Here is a 26627-nt window from a genome sequence, read left to right on the forward strand (position 1 = left end):
GCGACGATGGCATCTCTCTGGCTTGGTCTGATGCGATTGCTGGCGGGCTTCCGCCGCGGCCTGCGCGATCCGGAATTTCGCGCGATCCTGTTTCTGCTGGCCATCGCCATGACCGGCGGCGCCGTGTTCTTTCACGCCGTGGAAGGCTGGCCGTGGATCGACGCCGCCTATTTCAGCGCGATGGCGCTCACCACCGTTGGCGACGCCACGCTGTCGCCGACCACGGCCATTGCCAAGATCTTCACGATGCTGTTCTCGATCTGCGGCATCGGACTGATGCTGGCATTCCTGTCGCGGCTATCGACGTTCCGAGAGCATGAGGAAGGGCGGGAGTGATATCGTAGCCGTCACGCCTTCTTCAGAAATTCCGTGCGCAGCACCAGACCCTTCACCTTGTCGGTGCGGCCTTCGATCTCGTCTTCATTATCGGTGAGATGGATGTTCTTGATCACGGTGCCGCGCTTGAGCACGGTGGACGAGCCTTTCAGCTTGAGGTCCTTGATCAGCGTGACGGTATCGCCTTCAGCTAGCAGTGCGCCGTTCGAATCCCTGACCTTGATATCCATGATGTTGTCCTTTTTCTTCCCTTCTCCCCTTGTGGGAGAAGGTGGCGCGGACGAAGTCCGTGCCGGATGAGGGGTGAGACGGAGCTCTGCAGCCCCCTCACCCGTCTCGAACCCGATACGCGGGATTCGATCCACCCTCTCTCACAAGGGGAGAGGGGAAGCAAGGCGGCGTCACTACGCAATGCGGCAACACGACAATGCGCGGCACGGGTTTGCACCGATGCTGCGCATTTCTTTCAGCCGGATCAGAACTTGTAGGTGATGCCGGTGCCGACCAGCCACGGATCGAGCTTGACCTGACCGGTGATCGCCGCGCCGCTGGCCAGCGTGCCTTCCCAATCGGGGCGCATCCACATCTTCTTCACATCGACATTCCAGCCCCAATGCTTGTCGATCATGTAATCGAAGCCAAACTGCAGCACCGGCGCCGCGGTGTCTTTCAGACGGCTGTTGATCACGCCCACGCCGCTGGCACTCTGGCTGAAGAACCAGGTGTAGTTCACGCCAGCGCCGATATAGGGCTTGAAGGCGCCGAACTGCGTGAAGTGATACTGTAAGGTCAGCGTCGGCGGCAGCAGCCACGCCTTGCCGACGTCGAGGCCGGCGATGGCGCCGTCGCCGGTGACGTGGTGCTTGGTGACGCCAAGGATCAGTTCGGCTGCGAGGTTCGGCGTGAAGAAATACGAGATGTCGAGTTCGGGAACGACCTGATCGGAGGTCTTCAGGCTGGAGCCCGGCACTTGGTGAACCATACCACCATTCTCCGGAATGACGCCAAGCACGCGCAGGCGGATCATCCAGGGATTCCACGCCTCGACCAACGGCGCCTTGGTGTACGGCGTCGCGGCCGGAAGATCGGCGGCCCCTGCCGTTGTCGCCATGCTGGTCATCGCCGTTGCCGCCATCAGCAACGACACGGTCGTCAGAATTCTCTTCATCGCGAAGCGCCCTGTCTTTCGATTCGTTCGGGGTGAACGATCTCACCCGATCAAATCCGAAAGACGCTCACGGCGGCGCTGACACGTTGATCTCAATCAAAAGCAAACGACCGCACAGCGTCTCGCTGCGCGGTCGTTGCCTTTGGGAGACACAGTTTTGCGGAATATCAATCGCCGGTGTTACGGCCGGCTTGGATTGTTCAGCATGTACTCGCCGAGATTGCGCTGTGCGCGGTCGGCACGATTGATCGCATTGCTGCGCTGAACGTCGCGGTCCTTGCGGCAGGCCGCATATTCCGGCGAACCGACAGCGACCCCATTGGCGCGGCAGATCGCGTCATCGTCATCGCCGAGGCTCGACATCGGAATGTCGGTGCGGCGCGCGCAGGCGCTGAGCAGCGTCGCGGCCAGCGTCAGCGCGATGAGAGAGGTCGAGGTCAGTCGCATGCATGGTTCCGTTACTTGATCTTCTCTGTCATTGCCGGGCTTGACCCGGCAATCCAGCTTTGCCGTTTGAAAGGAAGATGGATGCCCGGGTCAAGCCCGGGCATGACGTGAGAGTGTTTAACGCCAAATGCGGGATTTGTAAGGTAGATGTTGGGGAAGCCGTAGGATGGGTAGAGCGTCTTCGCGAAACCCATCGGCCGTCCACACCCATCGATGGGTTTCGCTGCGGCGCGACGCGCCTCCGCTCTACCCATCCTACGCATGGAGCGATGCTACACCCTGCCCTTCAGCGCCGCGCCGATTTCGTCCAGTGACTTCGGATCCTCAATGGTCGCGGGCATAGTCCAGCTGTCACCGTCCGCGATCTTCTTGATGGTACCGCGCAGGATTTTGCCCGAACGCGTCTTCGGCAGGCGCGACACGGCGATGGCGAGCTTGAAGGCGGCGACCGGCCCGAGTTTCTCGCGCACCAAAGCCACGACTTCCTTCTCGATCTCCGCCGTGGAGCGCGCGACGCCGGCCTTCAGCACCAGGAAGCCGCAGGGCACTTCGCCCTTGATATTATCCTTGATCCCCAGCACCGCGCATTCGGCCACGTCGGGATGCGAGGCCAGAATCTCTTCCATGCCGCCGGTGGAGAGGCGATGGCCGGCGACATTGATGATGTCGTCGGTGCGGCCCATCACATAGACGTAGCCGTCATCATCGAGATAACCGGCATCGGAAGTTTTGTAGTAGCCGGGAAATTCGTTGAAATAGGCTTCCTTGCAGCGCTCGTCCTGCTCCCACAATGTCGGCAGACAGGCCGGCGGCATCGGCAACTTGATCACGATGGAACCCATGGTCCCCGCAGGCAGCGGCCTCGCGGCTTCGTCGACCACTTCGATCTTGTAGCCGGGCATCGGCACCGTCGGCGAGCCGTGCTTCACCGGCAACTGGCCAAGGCCCACCGGATTGCCGGCGATGCACCAGCCGGTCTCGGTCTGCCACCAGTGATCGATCACCGGCACCTTCAGCTGCTTCTCGGCCCAGTCTACCGTCGGTGGATCGGCGCGCTCGCCGGCCAGGAACAGCGTGCGGAAATGCGAGAGATCATATTTGCGAATGAAACTGCCGTCCGGATCGTCCTTGCGGATGGCGCGGAAGGCGGTCGGCGCCGTGAAGAAAGCAACGGCCTTGTGTTCGGAGATGACACGCCAGAACGCGCCGGCATCGGGCGTGCCGACCGGCTTGCCCTCATACATGATTGAGGTCGCACCATGGAACAGCGGCGCATAAACGATGTAGCTATGGCCGACCACCCAGCCGATGTCGGAGCCGCACCACCAGACTTCGCCCGGCTTCACGCCGTAGAGATTCCACATCGACCATGCGAGCGCGACGGCATGACCGCCATTGTCGCGCACCACGCCCTTCGGTTTTCCGGTCGTGCCGGACGTATAGAGGATATAGAGCGGATCCGTCGCCAGCACCGGCACGCAATCCGCGGACTTCTTCGCCGCCATCGCCTTGCTGCGCAATTCGGCCCAGTCGTGATCGCGGCCGGCCACCAGGTCGCAGCCATGCTGCGGCCGCTGCAGGATGATGCAGGCATCCGGCTTCGCACTGGCGAGCGTGATCGCTTCATCCAGCAGCGGCTTGTATTGCACGATGCGGCCGGGCTCGATGCCGCAGCTCGCGGACAGGATCAGCCTCGGCCTCGCATCGTCGATGCGTGTCGCGAGTTCCTTCGCCGCGAAGCCACCAAACACCACCGAATGCACCGCGCCGATGCGCGCGCAGGCGAGCATGGCGACCACAGCCTCAGGTACCATCGGCATATAGAGGATGACGCGATCGCCCTTGCCGACGCCAAGGTCCTGCAGGATTGCGCCGAGCACCTGCACCTCATGCAGCATCTCTGCATAGGTGAATTTCCGGACCTCACCCGTCAGCGGCGAGTCGTGGATCAGCGCAACCTGATCGGCGCGGCCACCGGCGACATGGCGATCCAGCGCGTTGTAGCAGGTGTTCAGCACGCCGCCGACAAACCAGCGGCCGTAGAGACCCACGGACGGATCGAACACCTTCTTCGCTGGTGCAATCCAGTCGATCGCCTTCGCCGCCTCGCCCCAGAAGCCTTCCGGATCGGATAGCGACTGCGCGTGGACGTCGTGATAGCGGCTGGATGCGTTGGTCGTCATGGCGTCTCTCCCGCCCCGGCTTTACCGCCGGGGTTCATTATCTCGTCATTGTCACGGGATGACAGGCTATTTCAAGGGTGCCTTTGGTTGTGGCTTGACCGACATCTCGACGCCAATCCGCTCGATCTCCTGCGCCAGCGCCTTGTAATTGGCACGCGCCACGTCGAGTTGCGGATCGAGCTTGATCGCGGCGCCAAAATCGCGGACTGCGCGCGGCCGATCGCCTTTCTTGCGCCAGAGTTCGCCGCGCGCATTGAACAGAACGGCCTGCGTCGGATCGAGTCGCAGCGCCGCATCGTAATCGGCGATGGCACGGTCGGTCTCCTCCTTGCGCATGTAGACGCCGGCGCGCGCAATCAACGCTTTCAGCCGGTCGGCCCGCTCGGTCTTTTCGTTGTCGATCAGCGTGCTACAAACCGCGAGAATCTTCTCGTCATCACCTGACGCAACAGCCGCCACGCACAACGCGGAATCGACGGGCGCAGTGGCTGCGGGCTCGTTGACCGCCGGCCATGCCCTGTCGGGAGCCACGCAACTTAATACGAGCAGGACGCCGATAACGCGCGGCACGCTGCCCATATATGAATTGCGAAAAGTCATTGTCTATCGCGTGCTCGCATCGGCGGATGGATGCAATCCGATCGCCGGCTTGCGCGCCGCCACCCGATATTTCTCAAGCTGCTTGCGATGTCGCAAAGCGATATCCAGCGTTGAATCGATCTGAACGGCTGCGTCGAAATCGGCCAGCGCCCGCGCAGGGTCGCCCTTGTCGCGCCAGGCGACGCCGCGATTGTTGTAGGCCATCGCCAGCTCCGGCTGAAGCTGCAGCGCCGTCGTGTAGTCGGTGATAGCACGGTCATACGCGCCGCTGAGACTGAAGGAGTTTCCGCGATTCACGAAGTAGCTCGCCTTCGGCTCCAGCCTGATCGCCGCGTCGAAATCCGCGATCGCGCGGCCATAGGCATTGTTGCGCGCATAGGACTGACCGCGCGCATCGTAATGTTCGGCGGTCGGTTCCAGGCGAATGATGTCGCTCTGGTCGTCGATCACCAGATCGAAGCGTTTGACCTTGGCATAGGCGGCGGCCCGCTCAACGAGGCTTTGCACCCGATTGGGATCGAGGCGGACTGCCTCGGTGTAATCGCGAACGGCCAATCGATTTTCGTGCATCGATGCGAAGGTCGCGGCGCGGCTCGCAAATAATTGGGCCTCGTTCGGCCGCAGCCTGATCGCGCGGTCGAAATCGTCGAGCGCACGATCGAATTTCTTGCCGGCCGCAAGCGCCTTGCCGCGGGCTTCGAGCGCTGCGGCCGAGAGGGGATCGAGCTGAACTGCCAGATCACCATCCGCAACGGCGAGGTCAACCTGTTCCAGCCTGAGTTGCAGCCCGGCGCGCACGATCAGGGCATGAACGCGGTCCGGCGGTGCCGCCGTCGAGCCGATCACCAGGCCGCAGATGCCGAGCATCTGCTCGGGCGGCAAGGTGTCATCATTCGCGCAGGTGGCAGCGGCCTCAGCCGCCCCCTGCGCCCGGACGGCCGCATGGGGCAGCGATGCTGCCGCAAGAGCGGCGCACAGAACCAACGTCCGAAACGAATGACTCATGAAAGCCCCAGCAAGCCAGCGGGACCACTCTACCTGATCAGGCCCCGCTCCCGATAGTAGCGCAACGCGCCGGGATGCAGCGGCACCGGGCTTTTGCTCACGGCGCTCACCAGCCGGATCTCGTGGCCAGCGCGGTGCGCGATGGCGAGTTCGTCGAGGCCGCCGAACAGGCGCTTCGTCATCTGATAGACGAGTTCATCCGGCACGGCATTGCTCGTCACCAGATAATTCATCACCGATGCCGTCGGCACGGATTTGTCCTGACTGACATAGGTCCGGGCTGGAATCCGGTCCGGCTTGAACGGCACGCCGATCTTTCTGACCAACGCGGGCGGCACCGGCACGACGACGATATCCGTGGCTTCGCTGAGTTCCTTGATCGACGTGACACCGAGACCCGCAGACTGCAGCGTGGCATCGAGCTTCTTCTCGATCATCAGCTGGGTGGATTCGGCAAAGGAGACATACCTGATCTCGCCAAGATTCTCGTAGCGCAGCCCCGCAGCGCCCAGAATGGCGCGGGCGTTCAACTCGGTGCCCGATCTCCGCTCGCCGACCGAGAGGCTTCTACCCTTGAGATCGCTCAGCGTCCTGATGCCGCTCTCCTTGGTGGCAACGATCTGGATGTAATTCGGATAGAGCGCGCCGATCACCCGCAATCGGTCCTGCTTGCCGTCGAAGCCCGCCGTGGCGTTGCCGGCCCAGGCGTCCTTCAGCGCATCGCCAAGCGCAAAGGCGACCTGCCCAGTGCCTTGCTGTAGCCGCGAGAGGTTCTCAACCGAACCATCGGTTGTCTGCACCTGAACTTTCGCGCCGGGAATATCCGCATAGATCATCGCGATCGAGACGCCGAGCGGAAAATAGATCCCGGATGTATTGCCGGTCAGCAGCGTGATCGACGGCTCGGCGCGTGCCGCTGCGCTGCACATGACGACCACACCCGTCATGGCGGCTATCAGACGCTTCCTCATACTCATTTTATTCCTGTCATTCAGGCCGCGAAAGTGAACCGCAGCCCTCATGCGGTCAACGGCGTCGCAATAGCGAACGCCGTTGCCGCGACGAAAGTTTCACCCGTAAGCCCTTGCGCCAGCCGGGTAAAACGGCATGAATGCGCCGCACTCAGAATAATAAGGCCGGCAAAGCCGGCTGCGGGAAATATCCCGGGGGATGAAACATGGCTGACCAGAAATCAAACGCGAGCGATGACACCGTTGCCGTCTCCGACGAGGCATTGGCGAAGGCTGAAGCCTTCATCGAAGCCGATGAAGGCGCAACAAATCGCCTGCTGGGCTGGGCCGGAACGATCTCCACCGGCATCGCCGTCGTCATGAGCCTGTTTCATCTCTATGCCGCCTACGCGATCGTGCCGACGCAGGAGCTGCGTTACGTCCACGTCGCCTTCACGCTGATCCTGAGCTTCCTGCTATTCCCCGTCGCTGCGCGCTTCCGCAATCGCGTGCGCTGGTGGGATATCGTGCCGGGCATCGTCGCCATCGGCACCATTGCCTATGCGCTGTGGGGCGGCGACGATTTCACCGACCGCGCCACACTGCCGGATCATATGGATGTCATCGTCGGCATCGTCTTCATCGTGCTGCTGCTGGAAGCGACGCGCCGTACCACGGGCCTGATCATGCCCGTCGTGTCCGTTTTCTTCATCGCCTATGCGATGCTCGGCCCGCATCTGCCGGCGCCATGGACCCATCGCGGCTATGACCTGCCGCGCCTCGTCGGCCATCTCTTCATCACGCTGGAGGGCATCTTCGGCGTCGCGGTCGACGTGTCGGCCACGCTGATCATCCTGTTCACGATCTATGGCGCGTTCCTGTCGATGTCCGGCGCCGGAAAGTTCTTCATCGATTTCTCGCTATCCTTGATGGGGAACAAGTCGAACGCCGCGGGCCGCACCGTGGTGCTGTCCTCGTTCCTGCTCGGCGGGCCTTCAGGCTCCGGCGTCGCCACCACGGTGATGATCGGCACCGTTGCCGCCCCGATGCTGGCCAAGGCCGGTTTCGAGAAGAACGCTGCCGGCGGCTTGCTGGCCGCGGGTGGTCTCGGTGCGATCCTGTCGCCGCCGGTGCTCGGCGCCGCCGCGTTCCTGATCGCCGAATTCCTCAAGATCAGCTATCTCGACGTGATCTGGATGGCGACCATCCCGACCTGTCTCTACTACCTGTCGCTGCTGATCATGGTCGAGATCGATGCCAAGCGGTTCGGCGCCCACAATGTCAATGTCAGGCCCGAGCTCAGCCTCGGCGTGATGATGAAGCGTTACGGGTTCCACTTCATTTCTCTGCTCGCCGTCGTCGTCTTCATGATCATCGGCTACTCGCCGTCACTGTCGGTGTTCTACGCCACCCTCGTCACCTTCGTGCTCAGTTTCCTCCGCAAGGACACTGCGCTGGTGCCGAAGAAGCTGGTGAAGGCGCTGGCCGATGGCTCGATCGGCGCGCTCAATGCCGCCACCACCTGCGCCTGCGCCGGCATCGTGGTCGGCGTCGTCACGCTCACCGGCCTCGGCCTGAAATTCTCGTCGATTGTGATTTCCTATGCGGGCGGCAGCCTGTTGCTGACGGCGATCTATACGGCGCTGATCGTCTGGATCATCGGCCTCGCCGTGCCGGTGACCGCGTCCTACATCATCTGCGCGGTGATCGCCGCGCCCGCACTGATCAAGCTCGGCGTGCCTGACTACGCTGCACACATGTTCATCTTCTATTACGCGGTGCTGTCGGAAGTCTCGCCGCCCACCGCGCTGTCGCCCTTCGCGGCGGCGGCGATCACCGGCGGCGATCCCTACAAGACCACGCTGCAGTCGTGGAAATACACGCTGCCGGCCTTCCTGGTGCCATTCGTCTTCGTCTGCGATCCGCAAGGCGTCGGCCTGCTGCTGAACATTCCGAAGGGCGGCTCGTGGGTGGACATCGTCGAGATCACCTTCAAGACCACGCTGGGACTGCTGGCACTCGCCGCCGTCGCGCAGAACTGGGCACTGCGACAAAATACACCGATCGAGCGCGGCCTGCTTCTGCTATCGGGATTACTGCTGGTGTTCCCGAGTCTGATCGAGGCGATCATCGAATCGATCATCGGTCGCGACATCAGCTACACATTCGTGCCCGGCCTCATCATCGGCCTCGGCGTGCTGCTCTGGCAGGCAAGGACGAGGACGCAACCGGCGCCGGCATGACCAACGACAGAAACGAATAACGTCAAGTTATCGCATGACAGCGGACGCCGCAGATAAGCGGCGCCGCCGACTTCAGGGAGTGACGCGATGAGATGGACAGCTTTCAGACACAGGGCGTTCAGCCTTGCACTGCTCGGCATCGCCTGCGCGGCGACCGGCGCTTCTGCGGAAGACAAGACCATCGCCATTGCGACCGGTGGGACCGGCGGCATCTTCTATCCGCTCGGCGGCGGTCTCGCGAACCTGCTGTCGAAGAAACTGCCGCATACCCAGGCCACCGGCGAAGTCACCGGCGGCAGCGTCGACAATATCAAGCTCCTGGAGACTGGTCAGGCCGATCTCGGTTTCATGACCGGCGACGTCGCGTCCGATGCCGTGAAGGGCGAGAACAAGTTCAAGAAGCCCGTTCCGCTGCGCACCATCGTCGCCGTCTATTCCAGCCCGGTGCATGTGGTGACCATCGCCGGCACCGGCATCGAGAAATTCGCCGATCTTAAAGGCAAGCGCATTTCCGGCGGTGCGCCGGGCAGCGCCACCGAGGCGCAGACCTTCCGCCTGCTCGAAGCCGCGGGCCTCGACAAGGACAAGGACGTCAAGCGCGAACGTCTGTCGGTCGCGGAATCCGCGTCCGCGCTCAAGGATCGCAAGATCGATGCCTTCTTCTGGGGCGGCGGCGTGCCGACGGCCGCGGTGGTCGATCTCGCGGCGACGCCGGGCGTCACCATCAAGCTGATCGATATCGACTACCTGTTAGAGCCGATCGTGAAGAAATACGGCCAGATCTTCGCACCCAGCGTGATCAAGGCCGGCAGTTATCCGGGCCAGACCACCGACAGCCGCGGCTTCGCCGCCTGGAACCAGATCATGGCCACCGACAAGATGTCGGATGAGACGGCCTATGCGATCACGAAGACGATCTTCGAGAACAAGGCCGATCTCGTCGCCGTCCATAAGGAGGCCGAGAACATCAATCTCGCCACGCAGACACCAGCGCAGTCGCCGGCGCCCTATCACCCCGGCACGCTGAAATATCTCAAGGAAGTCGGCGCGGTGAAATAGTCACCGCGACATCAATCAAAACTGGAGGAGAGGACAACCATGTTCAAGCGTTTCAGAAAGACATCGATTGCCGTGGCGCTGGTCGCCACGGCCGGCCTTGCAGGCGCGGCCATCGCGCAGCAGAAGACCATGGCGATCGGCACTGGCGGCACCGGCGGCGTGTATTATCCGCTCGGCGGCGCCATCGCCAATGTGCTGTCGAAGGCGCTGCCGAACACCCAGGCCACCGCGGAAGTCACCGGCGGCTCGGTCGATAATCTCAAGCTGATCGCCTCGGGCCAGAGCGAGCTCGGCTTCAGCATGGCCGACGCCGCGCTCGACGCGCTGAATGGCCAGGACAAGTTCAAGAGCGGCAAGGTCCCGCTGCAGACCTTGCTCGTGGTCTATCCGAACCGCATGCATATCGTGACCATCGAAGGCGCCGGTATCGAGAAGATGTCGGATCTCAAGGGCAAGCGCGTCTCCACGGGCTCGCCGGGCGGCGCCACCGAAGTGATGGCGTTCCGCGTCATCGAGGCCGCCGGTCTCGACAAGGACAAGGACATGAAGCGCGAGCGTCTCGGCGTCGCCGAAAGCGTTAACGCCATCAAGGACCGCAAGATCGATGCGTTCTTCTGGGTCGGCGGCGTTCCCACCGCCGCCGTCACCGATCTCGCCGCCACACCCGGCATGAAGATCAAGTTCGTCGACCACGCCGACCTCGCCGCCAAGATGAACGAGAAATACGGCAAGCTGTATTCGCCCTCGACTATCAGCAAGAGCATCTATCCCGGCATGGACAAGGACAACGCCAATACCGAAGTCTGGAACATCATCGTCACCGGCAACAAGATGAGCGACGACGACGCCTACAACATCGTCAAGACGCTGGTGGAGAAGAAGGCTGACATCGTCGCCGTGCACAAGGAGGCCGAGAGCTTCTCGCTCGACAACCAGGTGCAGGAGCGCTCCCCGGTGCCGTTCCATCCCGGCGCGCTGAAATACTTCAAGGAAAAGGGCATCGGGAAGTAAGGCCGGCCCGCCACAAGACCAGACTTAAGGCCGCGATGCGAAAGCCTCGCGGCCTTTGTTTTTAAGTGGTTGATCGCGGACCTCCCCTTTGTCATCCCCGCCTAGGCGGAGACGACAGCGGCCACGTCGAATACCGCGGAACCGGCGTGCCTTCGCGCCGTTGCCTGCCGGGCACTGCCGTGCCGTGAGGGCCGCGCGTGCACGACGACGCCAACAGGATCAAACATCCGCTCGACGCGCTGAACTTCTTTCTTGCCGATGTCCGCGACGGGCTCGGGCCCTATCTCGCGATCTATCTCCTCACGGTCCAGAAATGGGACGAGGCCTCCATCGGCATCGTGATGTCGGTCGCCGCCCTCGCTGGTATCGTCGCGCAGACCCCTGCCGGCGCCCTGATCGACAAGACCACGGCCAAGCGCGCCATCGTCATTCTTGCCGCCGTCATCGTCACACTCGGCTCGATCGTGCTGCCACTCTACCCCGGCTTCCTGTTTGTCGCGACGACACAGGCACTGACCGGTGTCGCCGCGGCTGTCTTCGCACCGGCACTGGCGGCGATCACACTCGGCATTGTCGGCCCCAAAGCCTTTGCCCGCCGGATCGGCCGCAACGAGGCGTTCAACCATGCCGGCAATGCGACGGCGGCGACGCTGGCCGGCATCTTCGCCTATGCCTTCGGACCGATCGTCGTGTTCTGGCTGATGGCCGCGATGGCTGTGGCGAGCATCCTCGCGACGCTGGCGATCCCCGCTAATGCCATCGATCATCAGATGGCCCGCGGCCTCGGCGATCTCGACGACACGCACGATCACGATGCCGCCGACCGGCCATCCGGCTTTCAGGTGCTGCTGACCTGCAAGCCGCTCCTGATATTTGCCGCCGCCACCGTGCTGTTTCATTTCTCCAATGCGGCGATGCTGCCGCTGGTCGGCCAGAAACTCGCACTGGTGAACAGCGAGCTCGGCACCACGCTGATGTCGGTCTGCATCGTCGCGGCCCAATTGGTGATGGTGCCGGTCGCCATGCTGGTCGGCCGCAAGGCCGATGTCTGGGGCCGCAAACCGATCTTCGCCTGCGCGCTCGCTGTGCTGGCGCTGCGCGGCGCGCTGTATCCGCTCTCTGATAATCCCTATTGGCTGGTCGGCGTGCAGACCCTCGACGGCATCGGCGCCGGAATCTTCGGCGCGATCTTTCCGCTGGTGGTCGCAGACCTCACTTATGGCACCGGCCACTTCAATATCAGCCAGGGCGCAATCGCCACCGCCGCGGGATTGGGCGGCGCGCTCAGCACGGCCATTGCCGGCGTAATCGTCGTTAAGGCCGGCTACAGCGCGGCATTTCTGACGCTGGCCGCTTTGGCGGGGATCGGCCTCATCCTGTTCATTGTCGCCATGCCGGAGACGCGACCATCCGACGCACGTCATCAGCCGTTAGTACCAAATGCTTAAGGATGGTATTGCATTGCGGTAGCAACTCGCAGTGCAACATAGTACCATCCACCCAGTACGTTCCCATGCATGTTGTCCATGGAAACGCCTGATCGGGAGAAGCTGAGAAGACCTGCCGGTTGCGCAGATGAGTCGCAGGAGCGGACCGTCGGGTTCGTTGCCCCAGCCGTGCCGGTTCCCACTTGATCCCGGCCTCCCGTCAATGTCTTAAACACCCTCAATCAGATCGCGCGTCGCAGCCGCGCGGCCTGTCCGACATGCAAAAGGACTCTTCGAGATGTCATCATCGATCCGCTTCCCGTCCCGCCGCTCCGTGATCCTCGGCGGCGCGGCTGCCCTCGGCACCCTGCCGATCCTGTCGCGCCGCGCCAGCGCCGCAGAGTGGCCCACCAAGCCGGTGAAGTTCATCGTTCCGTTCGCGGCCGGCGGCACCACCGACATTCTGGCGCGCGTCGTCGCGCAGAAGATGTCTGAAGAGATGGGCCAGCAGTTCATCGTCGAGAACAAGGCCGGCGCCGGCGGCAACATCGCCGCTGACTTCGTCGCCAAGGCCGAAGGCGACGGCTACACCTTCCTGGTCGGCACGCCCGGCACCCACGCCATCAACAAGTTCGTGTTCAAGAACATGACCTATGATCCGGTCAAGGATCTGGCATCGGTGATCGTGATCGCCAAGGTGCCGAACCTGTTCTCGGTCACCAACGCGCTGCCGGCCAAGAGCGTCAAGGAATTCATCGAACTCGCCAAGGCCAAGCCGGATGAATATTTCTACGGCACGCCGGGTCTCGGTTCGACCGCGCATCTGTCGACCGAACTGTTCAAGTCGATGACCGGCGTGAAGCTGACCCACGTGCCCTACAAGGGTAGCGCCCCCGCGCTCACCGACCTGATCGGCGGCCGCGTCCATGTGATGATCGACAACCTGCCGGCGGCGCAGCCTTTCGCGGAGAGCAACCAGATCCGCGCACTCGCCGTCTCCACCAGCAAGCGCTGGGAGCCGATGAAGGACATTCCGACCATCGCGGAAGCCGGCGTTCCCGGCTACGACGCCGCCTCCTGGTTCACCATCGCGGCTCCGGCCAAGACGCCGAAGGAGATCATCGCCAAGCTCAACGCCTCGACCGACAAGTTCATCAAGTCGGCCGACGGCACTGCCCGCCTGATCAAGCTCGGCGCCGATCCGACCGGCGGTTCGCCGGCCGACATGGATGCCTATGTGCAGTCCGAAATCGAGAAGTGGGGCAAGGTCGCCCAGTTCGCCGGCATCAAGCCGGAGTAAGGGCAGCGCGGGGTTGGCAGGGCGTTAGACGCGCCTGCCGGTCTCGCTTCGTTAAGCGTGAATAGATCGAAGGGCATGCGCATCCGCGCGTGCCCTTTTGTTTTTGGAAGCGGTGGACGCCTGCTTTACGCATTCGTCATTCCGGGGCGCACGAAGGCGGCGAAGCCGCTGAAGTGCGAACCCGGAATCCCGAAATGTTCAGCCATGTCGAGATTCCGGGTTCGCGATACGCCGCCTTCGGCGTCTCCTCGCGCCCCGGAATGACGAGTGTGGCTGGGGCCGAACTAAACATTTTTTCCTATCTCCCGTTGACAATATCTCCATCAGGTTTATATTCCCCTCCGTCCTACCCCACCGAGAGGGGCGATCGCGATCGTCACGTTCGCGGGGTGGGATGCGGTGGACGCCGGAGATGCGGCGTCACGCGGTTTGGGGGTGACGTCTGTCTTCGGGCAGGACGGATCTGCGCCAGCACTGCCACTGGCAAGGAGACGGCCGACCTTGAGATGGAAAGAGCCCTGGACAGTGTGACGGACGACCAACTCGAAACGCGTTCGGCCTAGTCGCTTGAGGCTCCCTTCCCATCGCCTTGGGACTTTAATTCGCGATCGGAGCGTTCGTCGAGGCAAAGTGCAAGCAACCGAAAAAACACCGCAGGCGGAACGTCGGGCAATCGCTCGGCGCCTCCGAAAGTCCTGATGCACTCTCAATTGCGGAAGACCGCATCGCATCAGGCCCAAGGGTGCAACGGGCACCCGGCGTTCCGCACGCCCTCTCACAAGAGGGTGGGAATGCAAACCACGACGGCGCCCCCGCGCCGCAAACAATGGGGGCGATGACGCATGTCTGCAGAGCAGTAGCTGTTTGACAGTTGAATCAGCGATAGCGCATAGGCGTTTGTAGGACCCCTCCCCCTTGCGGGGAGGGTCGGCCGAACGAGGCGATGCGTAGCATCGACGAAGTGGAGGCCGGGGTGGGGGGTGCCCCACGTGAGAGCGCCGCTTGTGGCACCCCCGCCCGACCGGCCAAGCGGCCGGCCACCCTCCCCGCAAGGGGGAGGGAAAAGGAAGACCGTCTACTCGAACTTCATATCGATGCAGCGCGACACGTCCGAGCCGAGGCCCGATGGAATCGTGACACAGCCACGAATTTTCTGCTGGGTGTTGTCGCTGACCCACATGGCAAAACCACCATTGCCGAAGAACGAATTGGTGTTCGGCGGCTCGGTTTCCGTGGCATCGAAGGAATAGCTGGAGTCGGTGTCGAACACGCGCGGCTTCTTCACGCAGGCGCCGTCGCTCTGGACGTTGATGACTTCCTTGGCATCACGCGTCATCGATAGCGACACCGAGCAACGGAAATATTCCGAGGTCTTCGCATTGAACAGATAGGCATAAGAGCGGCAGGTCGCCGTACTCAGCTTGCCTGCGGCAAGCCCACGCCCGCAGGAGATACGCTGGTTGTTGCTGAGCTTGAAATCATCCGCCGCAGCAAGACCGGGCACCAATACCACCGCGCCAACAACCAAAAGACTTTTCACGATCACTCGCATTGTCGAATCATCCCCATCGCCGCATTCGTCGTGGACCGGCTTAGCCCGAAAGCGAAAGATAGTCGCCAGACCGCGCTTGCGAAATAACAAACTCTGTCGCGACCGCATGTCGTATTGACGGGCTGTCACCGTTCGTGATTTGTTCAAGACCACCGCGCAGCCGCGATGTACTTTCAAAAACACTTTTCGGAGAATTTGGGATGACCGCTCGAGCCTTTACGATGCTGTGCGCCACCGCACTGATGACATCGGCCCTTGCCGGCCCTGCTCTGGCTCAGGCACCGACGCCCTGGGTGCTCTCGCCCGACATGGGCTATGGCTACGACGCGTCAGGCAAGACCTTCGCGTACAAGATGGGCACCAACAATGCCAAATTCCTGCTGAAGGGCGCCAAGAAAGTGCCGAAGAACACACTCTTCTTTATCGGCGAGAACGGCCAGCTCTATATGCGCAGCGGTCCGTTCCTCGAAGATGATGGGAAGTTCAAGTTCGGCCCGGGCTAGTCCCGGTTTCGGACAGGATCATGCGCAACCGGACGGGTGCCGCATGACGGAGACATGACATTGCTCCCTTCGCCATGAAGCCCTCTCCCACCACGGTGGCAGAGGTGATACAGAGCGCTTCATCTTTTTACGAAAGCTGAAAGCACTCATGGCCAAGTCGCTGCCCGTCTCCCCCCTCGCCCCGACCGCTGTTCCCGAACTGCCCGCGATTGCAGGCGTGCGCCTCGCCACGGCCGCTGCCGGCATCCGCTATACCGGCCGCACCGATGTGCTGCTCGCGGTGATGGACAAGGGCACGACGGCCGCCGGCGTCTTCACCACGTCGAAGTGTCCGTCCGCTCCGGTGGAATGGTGCCGCGCCGTGCTGAAGGGCGGCAAAGCCCAGGCGCTGGTGGTCAACTCCGGCAATGCCAATGCCTTCACCGGCAAGACCGGCAAGGCCTCGACCAAACTCACCGGCGACATCGCGTCCAAGGCCGTCGGCTGCAAGCCGAACGAGATCTTCCTCGCCTCGACCGGCGTGATCGGCGAGCCGCTCGACGCCACCAAGTTCGACGGTGTTCTCGCCACGCTGGCCGATAGCGCGACGCCCGAGGGCTGGATGGACGCCGCCAAGGCGATCATGACCACCGACACCTTCCCGAAGGTCGCGACGGCCACCGTGAAACTCGGCAAGGCCAAGGTCACCATCAACGGCATCGCCAAGGGCTCGGGCATGATCGCACCAGACATGGCGACCATGCTGTCCTTCGTCTTCACCGACGCGCCGATCAGCGCGCCGGCCTTGCAGGCGCTGCTCAAGGCGGGCGTCGATGACACGTTCAATGCCGTGACGGTCGATGGCGACACTTCGACCTCCGACACCCTTATGATGTTCGCCACCGGTGCCGCGGCGGCCCAGGGCGCACCGAAGATCACCAAGGCCAGCGACGTCAGGCTAAAGCCATTCGTGAAGGCGCTGCAGACGCTGCTCGCCGACCTCGCCGAACAGGTCGCCCGTGACGGCGAAGGCGCCCGCAAGCTGATCGAGATCATCGTTGAAGGCGCAACCACCAAGGCCTCGGCCCGCAAGATCGCCATGTCGATCGCCAATTCGCCGCTGGTGAAGACTGCCGTTGCCGGTGAAGACGCCAATTGGGGACGCGTGGTGATGGCCGTCGGCAAGGCCGGCCAGCCGGCCAATCGCGACAAGCTGTCGATCTCGTTCAACGGCATCCGCGTCGCCAAGTCCGGCGCGCGCGACCCGTCCTATAACGAGGCCGAGGTCTCGAAGACGATGAAAGAGCAGAAAATCCAGATCAAGGTGGCGCTCGGCCTCGGCAAAGCGCGCGACCGCGTGCTGACCTGCGACCTCACCAAGGAATATATCGCGATCAACGGCGATTATCGGTCGTGAAGAGGATCGCCGCGGGCATCGGTCTGGCGGCGATCGTCTTTTCGACGGAGGCCTTGGCCAAGGACCTGCCGGTCGGGCGCATGCGGCGCGCGACCGAGAGCAACAAGGAAGTCGGCATCGGCATTGGCGCACGCTGGAACAATGCCTGCAAGAGCGTCGGCATTCCGCAGGTTCAGCTCGACACCGCACCCGCTCATGGTTTCGTCTGCCTGCGCAGCGGCCTGGTCAAACCGAGCAATGTGTTGTTCGGTGGCGCCAAGCACTGCATGCCGTTGGAAATCGAAGGCGTGGAGGTCGTCTATCGATCCCGCCCGGGGTTCGACGGCACGGACACGCTCGGCTATACGCTGAGATTTCCGCGCGGTACGAAGCCGTTGATTGTCGATATCCGCATCAAGCCCGCTGCAGGCACTGCGCGCAAGGACAATGACCCGACGTTCACGCGCCAGCCTCCGGGCGAGATTCCAAGCTGCGCAGCGCTAGTCTCTTGAAGTGAGATATATCCGATGAAAATGGTTCTCGTCGTCGCCTGCGCTTTGATTGATCCTGACGGCCGCGTGCTGATTGCACAGCGGCCGGAAGGCAAGGCGCTGGCCGGCCTGTGGGAATTTCCCGGCGGCAAGCTGGAGCCCGGCGAACGGCCGGAAGCGGCGCTGATCCGCGAGCTCGACGAGGAGCTCGGGATCACGGTGAAGGAAGCCTGCCTCGCGCCACTGACCTTCGCCAGCCATGCCTATGAGGACTTCCACCTGTTGATGCCGCTCTATATCTGCCGGCGCTGGGAAGGCCTCGCGATCTCGAAGGAAGGCCAGAACCTCGCCTGGGTGCGGCCGAACAAGCTGCGCGACTATCCGATGCCGGCTGCGGATATCCCGCTGATCCCGCATCTGATCGATCTGCTCTAGGGCTTCAGCCCCCTCACAGCATCCGCGAGACTTGCTTTCGCCGAGCCCGGCTTCAGCGGCTTCTGCTGGCTCTCATGCGGCGCCCAGCCGGAGAGCCAGATAATGTCGAAGGTCGCGCGGATGCGGCCGTCGGGGTCGGAGAAACGCTCGCTATAGATCTGCGCCATGCGCAGCAGCGTCGCGCGGCGGAGCGGCGCCCGGCGGCGCTCGACCAGCACATTGGTGGCGCCCATCCTGCGCAGATCCTGCATCAGACCGAAGGCACTGTCGTAGCGCACCACGACGCGATCCACATCGGTCACCGGCAGCGCAAATCCCGCCCGCTGCAGAAGCGCGCCGACATCGCGCAGATCGGCCATTGGTGCGACGCGCGGCGAGATGCCGCCGTCGCGTTCGGCTTCCGCCGCAGCGAAGCTCTGCCGCAGCTCGGTCAGCGTGTCGCCGCCAAGCATTGCGGCCAGCAGCAAGCCGTCAGGCTTCAGCGCGCGGCGGATCTGCGCCATCACGCCGGGCAGATCGTTAACGAAGTGCAGCCCGAGCCCGGAGATAACGAGATCCAGCGACGCCGGTGCGAGATTGAGACCATCGCTTTCGACATCGGGCACGTCGGCATGTGTGAGATGGCCGACACGCCCGGCCGCACCATCGCGCAGACGGTTGCCCGGCGTCGCGACGTCAGCGGCATTGTCGAACTGGCGCAACACCGCCTGCAATCGCTCATCCATGTCGGCGATGACACGATCCAGCAGGAAATTCTCGGCGCCCAGCCGCGATGCGCGCGCCTGCCGCGCCCGCAGCAGAGCGCGATCGAACAAGATAGGTGCGGCATTCGGGGTCTGAGCCATGCGGCTTGGTACGCCGAAGACCAGGGATCTGGCAATCGCGCTTGAGATCGGCGCAGGAGGGCTCTAGCCTTCAACCTATGGACGCCGAGGCGACAGTGTCATGGTCTCTCCCCGCGCAATTGCGCGGCGCGCTGAAGCTTTGCCGGTCTGCATGGACGCAAACTGCCCGTCTTGCGCTCGACATCGGGCTGCCGACGCTCTGCGTCGCCTGCCAGGAACCAGTCGCCGGCGAAGGCGTCTGCGCGGCCTGCTGGGGCCAGCTCTCCTTCATCGCGCCGCCATTCTGCAGCCGGCTCGGCATCCCCTTCGTCTACGATCCCGGCCCGGGCATCCTGTCGATGCAGGCGATTGCCGATCCGCCGGCCTATCAGCGGGCCCGCGCAGCCGTGCGCTATGACGATGTCGCCCGCACGCTGGTGCATCAGTTGAAATATCATGACCGGACAGACCTCGCGCCAATCATGGGTCGCTGGATGGCGCGGGCGGGGAAGGAATTGCTCGCGGACGCCGATCTTCTGGTGCCGGTGCCGCTGCATTGGCGCCGCGGCTTCAGTCGGCGCTTCAACCAGTCCGGCGCGCTGGCGCGGGCCATTGGCCGGCAGAGCGGCGTTGCGATATCCCGCGACGCCTTGCGGCGAATACGTCCGACCGAACACCAGATCGGCCTGTCGCGCAGCGAGCGCGCCAGCAATGTCCAGGGCGCCTTCAAGGTCCCGCCTGAACGCCGGGCTGAAATCCAGGGCCGCCGCGTCATTTTGGTCGACGACGTGCTGACCTCGGGTGCCACGACGGACGCCTGCGCACGGGCGCTGCTGCGCGCCAAGGCGGCCCAGGTCGATGTGCTGGTCTTTGCGCGGGTTGTGGAGGCCCACAAGGTCCCCATATAATCAGGCACTTCCCTGCAACTGGAGCACCCGATGGCCGCCGCTATTGAAATCTACACCCGCCCGGGCTGCGGCTATTGCAGCGCCGCGATCTCGCTGCTCCAGCGCAAGAAAGCTGCATTCACCCATTTCGACACCGCGACCGATCCGAAGCTGCGCCAGGAAATGTTCGACCGTACCTATCCCGGCGCCACCTTCCCGCAGATCTTCATCGATGGCACCCTGATCGGCGGCTGTGACGATCTCTATGCATTGGACCGCGAAGGCAAATTTGACGCCATGATCGCAGGCGAGAAGGCCACCTCATGAGCCAGACATCTCCGACGTCCGAGCCCCAGACCTTCACCGCCGCAATGGTGCAGATGCGCACCGGCCTGCTGCCGGAGCCGAGCCTCGAACAGGGCCGCCATCTGATCCGCGAAGCCGTACTCGCCGGCGCTGACTATGTGCTCACGCCGGAAGTGAGCAACATGATGCAGCTCAACCGCACAGCGCTGTTCGAACATCTGCGCCCGGAAGAAGACGACCTCTCGCTGAAGGCCTATCGCGCGCTCGCCGCGGAGCTGAAGATCTACCTGCATATCGGGTCGCTGGCCGTGCTGGCCAACCCGGAACGCGCCGCCAATCGCTCGTTCCTGATCGGACCGGACGGCAATGTCCTGGCGAGCTATGACAAGATCCATATGTTCGACATCGATCTGCCGAACGGCGAGAGCTATCGCGAATCCGCGAATTATCAGCCGGGCGAGACCGCCGTCATCTCGGATCTCCCCTGGGGCCGCATCGGTCTGACCATCTGCTACGACGTCCGCTTCCCGGCGCTTTATCGCGCATTGGCCGAAAGCGGCGCGTCTTTCCTCACCGTGCCCTCGGCGTTCACCCAGAAGACTGGCGAAGCTCATTGGCACACGCTGCTGCGCGCCCGCGCCATCGAGACTGGCTGCTTCGTCTTTGCGGCAGCCCAGGGCGGCGTGCATGAGAACAAGCGTGCGACATATGGACACTCGCTGATTATCGACCCATGGGGCGTGGTTCTGGCCGAAGCGACGGGCGTCGAGCCGGGCTTCATTCTGGCCAAAATCGATCCTGCGAAGGTGACGGAAGCGCGCAAGACCGTACCGTCCCTGCAGCACGGCCGCCGTTTCAGCGTCAGCGATCCCAAATCGGGCCCAGACTATCTGCACCTTGTCCGGCAAGCGACATGATCCGTTACGACCTACGCTGCGAGAAGGGCCATGCTTTCGAAAGCTGGTTCCAGAGTTCCGGCGCCTATGAGTCCCAAGTGAAGCGCAAGCTGGTGAATTGCCCGAATTGCGGATCGGTGAAGGTCGAAAAGGCCATTATGGCCCCGCGTATCGTAGGCAAGAGCAAGAATCGCCCGGCACCCGCCCCTGACGCCGGTTCCGAAACCACAGCCCCGCTGATGATGGCGCCGCAGGAAGCCGAACTGCGCGCCAAGCTGAAAGAACTGCGCGATCACGTTACCAAAAACGCGGACAATGTCGGTGAAAGCTTCCCGACCGAAGCTCGCAAGATGCATTATGGCGACATCGAACATCGTCCAATCTACGGCGAAGCGACGCCGGATGAAGCACGGTCGCTGATCGATGAAGGTATCGAGGTGACTCCGCTGCCCGTCCTTCCCGGCGATCGGAACTGAGCGCAACCTCCGCTCACCAGCATTCTTGTGCGCGTTTCGACTCATCCAAACTGCGCCGTCGGTACATGATTCCGAAAGCTTCCCACATACGGCAACTTTGTGGCGTTCGAGTCACAGGCGTGCACAATCGCTTTGTTAGCCCTTGAGACATGGCAAAACTCGCCTAACTTATAAGCAAGTGCCTGAATATGAGTCGCGCGCTGCACTCAGATCGCATTGCGCGATTTCGGACCTGGATGTGTCCTGAAGGCTATAGTGCTGATGTTGAGTCGCGATCGGAAAGACGCGTTCCGTTACCACCTTAGGAGCATCGCGACCAACAGGACGGCCGACCAGCAAGGAGAGAGGGATCATGTACAACGATTCTCTGTTCAATGCGTTCGCTAGAAGTTACGAAGCCCGAAGTGAGACGGACATGTCGATGTCCGAGTATCTGGAATCCTGCAGAGGGGACCCGATGCGATATGCGAACGCGGCGGAACGCCTACTGGCGGCGATCGGCGAGCCTCAAATGATAGACACGGCCAAGGATCCACGCCTTGGCCGTATTTTTTTGAATCGTACCATCCGTAGCTATCCAGCCTTTGCCGGCTTTCACGGCATGGAAGATACGATCGAACGCATCGTCGCCTTCTTCCGCCATGCGGCGCAGGGTCTCGAAGAGCGCAAGCAGATTCTCTATCTGCTCGGCCCGGTCGGCGGCGGCAAATCATCGCTTGCCGAGCGCCTCAAGGCCTTGATGGAAGTCCATCCCATCTATGTGCTGAAAGCTGGCGACGAACTCTCTCCGGTTTATGAAAGCCCGCTCAGCCTGTTTGATCCCGACACGCTCGGCCCGATGATCGAAGAGAAATACGGCATTCCGCGCCGGCGGCTTACGGGCCTCATGAGTCCGTGGTGCTACAAGCGGCTCGAAGCTTTCGGCGGCGACATCTCGCAATTCCGTGTCGCCCGCATCCAGCCGTCGCGATTGCGCCAGATCGCCATCGCCAAGACCGAACCCGGTGACGAGAACAACCAGGACATCTCCTCGCTGGTCGGCAAGGTGGATATCCGCAAACTCGAAATCTTCGCCCAAAACGATCCCGACGCCTACAGCTATTCTGGTGGCCTCAACCGCGCCAATCAGGGCGTGCTTGAATTCGTCGAAATGTTCAAGGCGCCAATCAAGATGCTGCATCCGCTGCTGACGGCGACGCAGGAAGGCAACTATATCGGCACCGAAAACATCGGCGCAATTCCGTTCACCGGCGTGATTCTCGCTCACTCCAACGAGTCCGAGTGGCAGAGCTTCAAGGCCAACAAGAACAACGAAGCCTTCATCGATCGCATCTGCGTCATCAAGGTGCCGTACTGCCTGCGCGTCACCGAAGAACAGAAGATCTACGAGAAGCTCATTCAGGGCTCCGAACTCGCCACCGCACCTTGCGCACCGGCGACGTTGGAAACCCTGGCACGCTTCTCCGTGATGTCGCGGCTGCGCAAGCACGAAAACTCGACCACCTTCGCCAAGATGCGGGTCTATGACGGCGAAAGCCTGAAAGAGTCGGATCCAAAGGCCCGCAGCGTTCAGGAATACAAGGACGCCGCCGGTGTTGATGAAGGCATGGACGGTGCCTCGACGCGCTTCGCGTTCAAAGTTCTGGCCGCAACCTACAATCACGACACGTCGGAGATTGGGGCGGATCCCGTACACCTGATGTATACGCTGGAGCAAGCGATCCGCAGGGAGCAGATGCCTGATGAAGTCGAAAAACGTTATCTCGAATTCATCAAGGCCGAGCTAGTACCGCGTTATGCGGAGTTCATCGGTCACGAAATCCAGAAAGCCTATCTGGAATCCTATTCGGACTACGGCCAGAACCTGTTCGATCGCTACGTCGACTATGCCGATGCCTGGATCGAGGATCAGGACTTCAAGGATCCTGACACCGGACAATTGCTCGATCGCGAATTGCTCAATCAGGAACTGAGCAAGATCGAAAAACCGGCCGGAATCGCCAACCCCAAGGACTTCCGCAACGAAGTCGTGAAGTTCTCGCTTCGCTCGCGAGCACAGAACGGTGGAAAGAATCCGACCTGGACGAGTTATGAGAAGATCAGGGAAGTCATCGAAAAGCGCATCTTCTCTCAAGTTGAAGATCTGCTTCCGGTGATCTCCTTCGGATCGAAGAAGGACGGCGAGACCGAGAAAAAGCATGACGACTTCGTCGCGCGGATGATCGTTCGCGGCTACACCGAGCGCCAGGTTCGCCGTCTCGTCGAATGGTACATGCGCGTGAAACAGGCCGGCTGACGCAAGGAGCCAACATAACGTGGCCATGCATATCGTCGATAGACGCCTGAACCCGAGCAGCAAGAGTCTTGAGAACCGCCAGCGGTTCTTGCGACGCGCGAAAGCTCTGGTTCAGGGAGCCGTCAAGAAAGCCTCCCAGGACCGCGACATCAAAGACGTCCTGGAAGGCGGCGAAGTGTCCATCCCGCTCGACGGGATGAACGAGCCCCGGTTCTATCGCGAAGGCGGCATTCGCGACCGGGTGTTGCCCGGCAACGTGAAATTCGTGGAAGGTGATTACCTTCAGCGGCCGCAATCGAAGAGCGGCAGATCGAACGATGCCGGTGAAGGCGACGGCGAGGATGCATTCCGGTTTGTGCTCAGCCGGGAGGAGTTCGTCGACATTTTCCTCGACGACCTGGAACTGCCGGATCTTTCCAAGCGCAAGCTGGCCGAAGTCGAAAACGAAGGCCTGCGCCGCGCCGGATATACGACGTCCGGTTCGCCTGCCAATATCTCGGTCAGCCGCACCGTACGCTTGGCCATGGCACGACGGGTTGCACTGCAGCGACCGCGACCCGAGGCCATTGCACAGTTGGAAGCTGAACTGGAGCATTGCAGTGACGAGCGCCGCCCCGAATTGCTGGCAGAGATCACGCGGCTGAAATCCAAGATGCGGCGGATTCCGTTCATCGATCCCATCGACATCCGCTATCGCCGCTTCGAGAACGTGCCGAAGCCGGTGGCGCAGGCGGTGATGTTCTGCCTGATGGACGTCTCCGGCTCGATGTCCGAGCACATGAAGGATCTCGCCAAGCGGTTCTACATGCTGCTCTACGTCTTCCTGACGCGTCGCTATCGCAAGGTCGAGATCGTCTTCATCCGTCACACCGATCGTGCCGAGGAAGTCGACGAGCAAACGTTCTTCCACGGCCCCGCGTCGGGCGGCACGCTGGTTTCCAGCGCACTGCAGGCCATGCATGAGATCGTGCAGTCACGCTATCGCCCCGCCGACTGGAATATCTATGCCGCACAGGCCTCGGACGGCGACAACTCTTATGCCGACGGCGATCTCTCCGGCCGCCTGCTCAAGGACATGATCCTGCCGGTGACGCAATTCTTCGCCTATCTGGAAGTGGGCGAATCCGGCAGCCATCCGTTCGAAATGTCGGAATCCTCACTGTGGACGCTGTATCAGCGGCTGCGCGCGGAAGGTGCACCGCTGTCGATGCGCAAGGTCAACGACCGCAGTGAGATCTTTCCGGTGTTCCACGACCTGTTTCAACGTCGCCAGGCCAAGGAGAGGGTGGCTCCATGACAGACCGTCTCTACGAAGGCGCGGACTGGGACTTCACCACATTGCAGCGCATCCACGATGCCTGCGAGGAGATTGCCGAAAAGGAGCTCGGCCTCAACGTCTACCCGAACCAGATCGAGGTCATCACCGCCGAACAGATGCTGGACGCTTACTCGTCCGTAGGCATGCCGCTGTATTACAAGCACTGGTCGTTCGGCAAACAATTCGCCCATCAGGAAGCGTCCTATCGCAAGGGCCTGATGGGCTTGGCCTATGAGATCGTTATTAACTCGTCGCCATGCATTTCCTACCTGATGGAGGAAAACACGGCGACGATGCAGACGCTGGTAATTGCCCACGCCGCTTTCGGCCATAATCACTTCTTCAAGAACAATTATTTGTTCAAGCAGTGGACCGACGCCGACGGCATTCTCGACTATCTCGATTTTGCCAAGGGCTACGTGGCGCAGTGCGAGGAAAAGCATGGCCGCGCAGCGGTGGAGCAGACGCTCGACGCCGCTCATGCGTTGATGTCGCACGGCGTCGATCGCTATCCCGGTAAGAAATCACTCGATTTGCGAGCCGAGGAAAAGCGCGCCAAAGAACGCCGCAATCACGAAGAAACCTCGTTCAACGATCTATGGCGCACGGTGCCGACGGGGCGTACAAAGAGTGCCTCACTGCTCAGCGCGGAGCGACGACGCGCTCTGCTCGGCCTGCCGCAGGAAAACCTGCTGTACTTTCTGGAGAAATCCGCACCGCGCCTGAAGATCTGGCAGCGCGAACTCATCCGCATCGTTCGGCACATCTCGCAATACTTCTACCCGCAAGGTCAGACCAAGGTGATGAACGAAGGCACGGCCACTTACGTGCACTATCGCATCATGAGCCGGCTGCATCAGACCGGACAGATCTCGGACGGCAACTTCCTGGAATTCCTGCAGTCGCACACCAATGTCGTGTTCCAGCCGAATTACGATGACCGGCGCTTCTCGGGCTTCAATCCCTATGCGCTCGGCTTCGCAATGATGCAGGACATCGAAAAAATCGTTACCGATCCGACCGACGAAGACCGCGCGTGGTTTCCCGATATCGCCGGCAAAGGCGATGCCATGGCGGTCCTGCGCGATATCTGGGCGAACTACCGCGACGAGAGCTTCGTCAGCCAGTTCCTGAGCCCACGACTGATGCGCCACATGCGGATGTTCCACCTGCATGACGATCCCGCGGTGTCGGAAGGCATTCGCGTCGACGCCATCCATGACGAGCGTGGCTATCGCCGCGTCCGACGTGTGTTGGCGCGTCAGTACGACGTCGGCCTGATCGATGCGAATATCGAAGTGGTGGACGTCGACCTCGCCGGCGATCGCCGGTTGATGCTGAAGCATTCGGTGCTCAATGGCGCCCTGCTTAATGAGCCCGATGCGAAGCGGGTGCTGCAGCATCTCGCCGATCTCTGGAGCTACGACGTCTCGCTTGCCGAGGTCGATGCTTCCGGCCTGGTGCTCAAGGAACATGTCGCCCATCCTCGCGTGATGGCTGCGGCCGCCTGATCGATCCCTCTCCGTTTCCTCCCGCAAA

The 26627-nt window shown here is 62.0% G+C and carries 26 protein-coding genes; 17 read left to right on the forward strand and 9 right to left on the reverse strand.

Going from position 1 to position 26627, the window contains the following annotated elements:
• Nucleotides 1-6: 6 nt before the first annotated feature.
• Nucleotides 7-336, forward strand: a complete 330-nt coding sequence (locus AB8B20_RS17480) for a potassium channel family protein (RefSeq protein ID WP_093757451.1) — start codon at nt 7-9, stop codon at nt 334-336.
• 11 nt (nt 337-347) lie between these two features.
• On the opposite strand, the gene AB8B20_RS17485 is transcribed toward AB8B20_RS17480, so the two are convergent.
• The 7 genes from AB8B20_RS17485 to AB8B20_RS17515 all read right to left on the reverse strand — a co-directional run bounded on the left by AB8B20_RS17485 (nt 348) and on the right by AB8B20_RS17515 (nt 6710).
• Entirely contained in the window at nt 348-566 is a 219-nt protein-coding gene (locus AB8B20_RS17485) for an alkylphosphonate utilization protein (RefSeq protein ID WP_011665834.1), read from the reverse strand.
• Nucleotides 567-811: 245 nt separating this feature from the next.
• Complete coding sequence (locus AB8B20_RS17490) at nt 812-1504, reverse strand: OmpW/AlkL family protein (RefSeq protein ID WP_439074499.1); 693 nt, start codon at nt 1502-1504, stop codon at nt 812-814.
• A gap of 180 nt (nt 1505-1684) precedes the next feature.
• Nucleotides 1685-1951 (reverse strand): hypothetical protein, encoded by a 267-nt coding sequence (locus AB8B20_RS17495; RefSeq protein ID WP_089267682.1) that lies wholly within the window; start codon nt 1949-1951, stop codon nt 1685-1687.
• A gap of 272 nt (nt 1952-2223) precedes the next feature.
• Complete coding sequence (locus AB8B20_RS17500) at nt 2224-4134, reverse strand: propionyl-CoA synthetase (protein ID WP_439074498.1); 1911 nt, start codon at nt 4132-4134, stop codon at nt 2224-2226.
• A gap of 66 nt (nt 4135-4200) precedes the next feature.
• On the reverse strand, nt 4201-4734 hold the full coding sequence (locus tag AB8B20_RS17505) for a tetratricopeptide repeat protein (protein ID WP_439074497.1): 534 nt from the start codon (nt 4732-4734) through the stop codon (nt 4201-4203).
• A 3-nt stretch (nt 4735-4737) separates the two neighbouring features.
• Complete coding sequence (locus AB8B20_RS17510) at nt 4738-5739, reverse strand: tetratricopeptide repeat protein (protein ID WP_439074496.1); 1002 nt, start codon at nt 5737-5739, stop codon at nt 4738-4740.
• A 29-nt stretch (nt 5740-5768) separates the two neighbouring features.
• Complete coding sequence (locus tag AB8B20_RS17515; protein ID WP_439074495.1) at nt 5769-6710, reverse strand: TAXI family TRAP transporter solute-binding subunit; 942 nt, start codon at nt 6708-6710, stop codon at nt 5769-5771.
• A 206-nt stretch (nt 6711-6916) separates the two neighbouring features.
• On the opposite strand from AB8B20_RS17515, the gene AB8B20_RS17520 reads away from it, so the two are divergent.
• The 5 genes from AB8B20_RS17520 to AB8B20_RS17540 all read left to right on the forward strand — a co-directional run bounded on the left by AB8B20_RS17520 (nt 6917) and on the right by AB8B20_RS17540 (nt 13729).
• Nucleotides 6917-8932 (forward strand): TRAP transporter permease, encoded by a 2016-nt coding sequence (locus AB8B20_RS17520; protein ID WP_089267687.1) that lies wholly within the window; start codon nt 6917-6919, stop codon nt 8930-8932.
• An 87-nt stretch (nt 8933-9019) separates the two neighbouring features.
• Nucleotides 9020-9991, forward strand: a complete 972-nt coding sequence (locus AB8B20_RS17525) for a TAXI family TRAP transporter solute-binding subunit (RefSeq protein ID WP_309942516.1) — start codon at nt 9020-9022, stop codon at nt 9989-9991.
• A 39-nt stretch (nt 9992-10030) separates the two neighbouring features.
• A complete protein-coding gene (locus AB8B20_RS17530; protein ID WP_068729346.1) occupies nt 10031-11002 on the forward strand; it encodes a TAXI family TRAP transporter solute-binding subunit in 972 nt (323 codons plus the stop codon).
• A gap of 197 nt (nt 11003-11199) precedes the next feature.
• Nucleotides 11200-12450 carry an MFS transporter gene (locus AB8B20_RS17535; protein WP_439074494.1) on the forward strand — a complete coding sequence of 417 codons (1251 nt, stop codon included), beginning with the start codon at nt 11200-11202 and terminating at the stop codon, nt 12448-12450.
• A gap of 277 nt (nt 12451-12727) precedes the next feature.
• Nucleotides 12728-13729, forward strand: coding sequence for a tripartite tricarboxylate transporter substrate binding protein (locus AB8B20_RS17540; RefSeq protein ID WP_120287332.1), 1002 nt, complete (start codon nt 12728-12730; stop codon nt 13727-13729).
• 1075 nt (nt 13730-14804) lie between these two features.
• On the opposite strand, the gene AB8B20_RS17545 is transcribed toward AB8B20_RS17540, so the two are convergent.
• Nucleotides 14805-15281 carry a hypothetical protein gene (locus AB8B20_RS17545; protein ID WP_439074493.1) on the reverse strand — a complete coding sequence of 159 codons (477 nt, stop codon included), beginning with the start codon at nt 15279-15281 and terminating at the stop codon, nt 14805-14807.
• Nucleotides 15282-15481: 200 nt separating this feature from the next.
• Here AB8B20_RS17545 and AB8B20_RS17550 point away from each other — a divergent pair, with 200 nt between their 5' ends.
• The 4 genes from AB8B20_RS17550 (at nt 15482) to AB8B20_RS17565 (ending at nt 18085) form a co-directional block, all read left to right on the forward strand.
• Nucleotides 15482-15784: a hypothetical protein gene (locus tag AB8B20_RS17550; RefSeq protein ID WP_439074492.1), complete on the forward strand. Its 303-nt coding sequence runs from the start codon at nt 15482-15484 to the stop codon at nt 15782-15784.
• Nucleotides 15785-15932: 148 nt separating this feature from the next.
• Nucleotides 15933-17180, forward strand: coding sequence for a bifunctional glutamate N-acetyltransferase/amino-acid acetyltransferase ArgJ (argJ, locus tag AB8B20_RS17555; RefSeq protein WP_089267694.1), 1248 nt, complete (start codon nt 15933-15935; stop codon nt 17178-17180).
• Nucleotides 17177-17671: a hypothetical protein gene (locus tag AB8B20_RS17560; protein WP_439074491.1), complete on the forward strand. Its 495-nt coding sequence runs from the start codon at nt 17177-17179 to the stop codon at nt 17669-17671. The genes argJ and AB8B20_RS17560 overlap by 4 nt, the downstream gene beginning before the upstream one ends.
• A 15-nt stretch (nt 17672-17686) precedes the next feature.
• Nucleotides 17687-18085 carry a (deoxy)nucleoside triphosphate pyrophosphohydrolase gene (locus AB8B20_RS17565; protein ID WP_244528033.1) on the forward strand — a complete coding sequence of 133 codons (399 nt, stop codon included), beginning with the start codon at nt 17687-17689 and terminating at the stop codon, nt 18083-18085.
• On the opposite strand, the gene AB8B20_RS17570 is transcribed toward AB8B20_RS17565, so the two are convergent.
• Nucleotides 18082-18930 carry a methyltransferase domain-containing protein gene (locus AB8B20_RS17570; protein WP_439074490.1) on the reverse strand — a complete coding sequence of 283 codons (849 nt, stop codon included), beginning with the start codon at nt 18928-18930 and terminating at the stop codon, nt 18082-18084. The genes AB8B20_RS17565 and AB8B20_RS17570 overlap by 4 nt on opposite strands.
• Nucleotides 18931-19007: 77 nt before the next feature.
• Here AB8B20_RS17570 and AB8B20_RS17575 point away from each other — a divergent pair, with 77 nt between their 5' ends.
• From AB8B20_RS17575 to AB8B20_RS17605, 7 genes are all read left to right on the forward strand, one after another.
• Complete coding sequence (locus AB8B20_RS17575; RefSeq protein ID WP_439074489.1) at nt 19008-19817, forward strand: ComF family protein; 810 nt, start codon at nt 19008-19010, stop codon at nt 19815-19817.
• 30 nt (nt 19818-19847) lie between these two features.
• Nucleotides 19848-20123 (forward strand): glutaredoxin 3, encoded by a 276-nt coding sequence (gene grxC / locus AB8B20_RS17580; protein ID WP_068729362.1) that lies wholly within the window; start codon nt 19848-19850, stop codon nt 20121-20123.
• Nucleotides 20120-21019, forward strand: coding sequence for a carbon-nitrogen hydrolase family protein (locus AB8B20_RS17585; RefSeq protein WP_175368049.1), 900 nt, complete (start codon nt 20120-20122; stop codon nt 21017-21019). The genes grxC and AB8B20_RS17585 overlap by 4 nt, the downstream gene beginning before the upstream one ends.
• Complete coding sequence (locus AB8B20_RS17590; RefSeq protein ID WP_439074488.1) at nt 21016-21474, forward strand: DUF1178 family protein; 459 nt, start codon at nt 21016-21018, stop codon at nt 21472-21474. Before AB8B20_RS17585 ends, AB8B20_RS17590 begins: the two co-directional genes overlap by 4 nt.
• Before the next feature lie 352 nt (nt 21475-21826).
• The gene (locus AB8B20_RS17595) at nt 21827-23770 is read left to right on the forward strand and encodes a PrkA family serine protein kinase (RefSeq protein ID WP_089267701.1); all 1944 of its coding nucleotides are present in this window, start codon (nt 21827-21829) and stop codon (nt 23768-23770) included.
• A gap of 25 nt (nt 23771-23795) precedes the next feature.
• Nucleotides 23796-25067, forward strand: a complete 1272-nt coding sequence (locus AB8B20_RS17600) for a YeaH/YhbH family protein (protein WP_170849644.1) — start codon at nt 23796-23798, stop codon at nt 25065-25067.
• A complete protein-coding gene (locus tag AB8B20_RS17605) occupies nt 25064-26599 on the forward strand; it encodes a SpoVR family protein (protein ID WP_439074487.1) in 1536 nt (511 codons plus the stop codon). The genes AB8B20_RS17600 and AB8B20_RS17605 overlap by 4 nt, the downstream gene beginning before the upstream one ends.
• The last annotated feature ends 28 nt before the right edge of the window (nt 26600-26627 follow it).

It is taken from the genome of Tardiphaga sp. 866_E4_N1_4 (genome assembly GCF_052076075.1).
In the GTDB taxonomy this organism is placed as follows: domain Bacteria; phylum Pseudomonadota; class Alphaproteobacteria; order Rhizobiales; family Xanthobacteraceae; genus Tardiphaga; species Tardiphaga robiniae.

Bases quoted from the DNA above. Each gene is read 5' to 3' on its own strand.
- AB8B20_RS17550 (WP_439074492.1), top strand. From the start codon at position 15,482: ATGACCGCTCGAGCCTTTACGATGCTGTGCGCCACCGCACTGATGACA.
- AB8B20_RS17485 (WP_011665834.1), bottom strand. From the start codon at position 566: ATGGATATCAAGGTCAGGGATTCGAACGGCGCACTGCTAGCTGAAGGC.
- argJ (WP_089267694.1), top strand. From the start codon at position 15,933: ATGGCCAAGTCGCTGCCCGTCTCCCCCCTCGCCCCGACCGCTGTTCCC.
- AB8B20_RS17545 (WP_439074493.1), bottom strand. From the start codon at position 15,281: ATGCGAGTGATCGTGAAAAGTCTTTTGGTTGTTGGCGCGGTGGTATTG.
- AB8B20_RS17480 (WP_093757451.1), top strand. From the start codon at position 7: ATGGCATCTCTCTGGCTTGGTCTGATGCGATTGCTGGCGGGCTTCCGC.
- AB8B20_RS17570 (WP_439074490.1), bottom strand. From the start codon at position 18,930: ATGGCTCAGACCCCGAATGCCGCACCTATCTTGTTCGATCGCGCTCTG.
- AB8B20_RS17525 (WP_309942516.1), top strand. From the start codon at position 9,020: ATGAGATGGACAGCTTTCAGACACAGGGCGTTCAGCCTTGCACTGCTC.
- AB8B20_RS17530 (WP_068729346.1), top strand. From the start codon at position 10,031: ATGTTCAAGCGTTTCAGAAAGACATCGATTGCCGTGGCGCTGGTCGCC.
- AB8B20_RS17505 (WP_439074497.1), bottom strand. From the start codon at position 4,734: ATGACTTTTCGCAATTCATATATGGGCAGCGTGCCGCGCGTTATCGGC.
- AB8B20_RS17490 (WP_439074499.1), bottom strand. From the start codon at position 1,504: ATGAAGAGAATTCTGACGACCGTGTCGTTGCTGATGGCGGCAACGGCG.
- AB8B20_RS17510 (WP_439074496.1), bottom strand. From the start codon at position 5,739: ATGAGTCATTCGTTTCGGACGTTGGTTCTGTGCGCCGCTCTTGCGGCA.
- AB8B20_RS17600 (WP_170849644.1), top strand. From the start codon at position 23,796: ATGCATATCGTCGATAGACGCCTGAACCCGAGCAGCAAGAGTCTTGAG.
- AB8B20_RS17575 (WP_439074489.1), top strand. From the start codon at position 19,008: ATGGACGCCGAGGCGACAGTGTCATGGTCTCTCCCCGCGCAATTGCGC.
- grxC (WP_068729362.1), top strand. From the start codon at position 19,848: ATGGCCGCCGCTATTGAAATCTACACCCGCCCGGGCTGCGGCTATTGC.
- AB8B20_RS17520 (WP_089267687.1), top strand. From the start codon at position 6,917: ATGGCTGACCAGAAATCAAACGCGAGCGATGACACCGTTGCCGTCTCC.
- AB8B20_RS17595 (WP_089267701.1), top strand. From the start codon at position 21,827: ATGTACAACGATTCTCTGTTCAATGCGTTCGCTAGAAGTTACGAAGCC.
- AB8B20_RS17590 (WP_439074488.1), top strand. From the start codon at position 21,016: ATGATCCGTTACGACCTACGCTGCGAGAAGGGCCATGCTTTCGAAAGC.
- AB8B20_RS17565 (WP_244528033.1), top strand. From the start codon at position 17,687: ATGAAAATGGTTCTCGTCGTCGCCTGCGCTTTGATTGATCCTGACGGC.
- AB8B20_RS17500 (WP_439074498.1), bottom strand. From the start codon at position 4,134: ATGACGACCAACGCATCCAGCCGCTATCACGACGTCCACGCGCAGTCG.
- AB8B20_RS17540 (WP_120287332.1), top strand. From the start codon at position 12,728: ATGTCATCATCGATCCGCTTCCCGTCCCGCCGCTCCGTGATCCTCGGC.
- AB8B20_RS17495 (WP_089267682.1), bottom strand. From the start codon at position 1,951: ATGCGACTGACCTCGACCTCTCTCATCGCGCTGACGCTGGCCGCGACG.
- AB8B20_RS17585 (WP_175368049.1), top strand. From the start codon at position 20,120: ATGAGCCAGACATCTCCGACGTCCGAGCCCCAGACCTTCACCGCCGCA.
- AB8B20_RS17605 (WP_439074487.1), top strand. From the start codon at position 25,064: ATGACAGACCGTCTCTACGAAGGCGCGGACTGGGACTTCACCACATTG.
- AB8B20_RS17515 (WP_439074495.1), bottom strand. From the start codon at position 6,710: ATGAGGAAGCGTCTGATAGCCGCCATGACGGGTGTGGTCGTCATGTGC.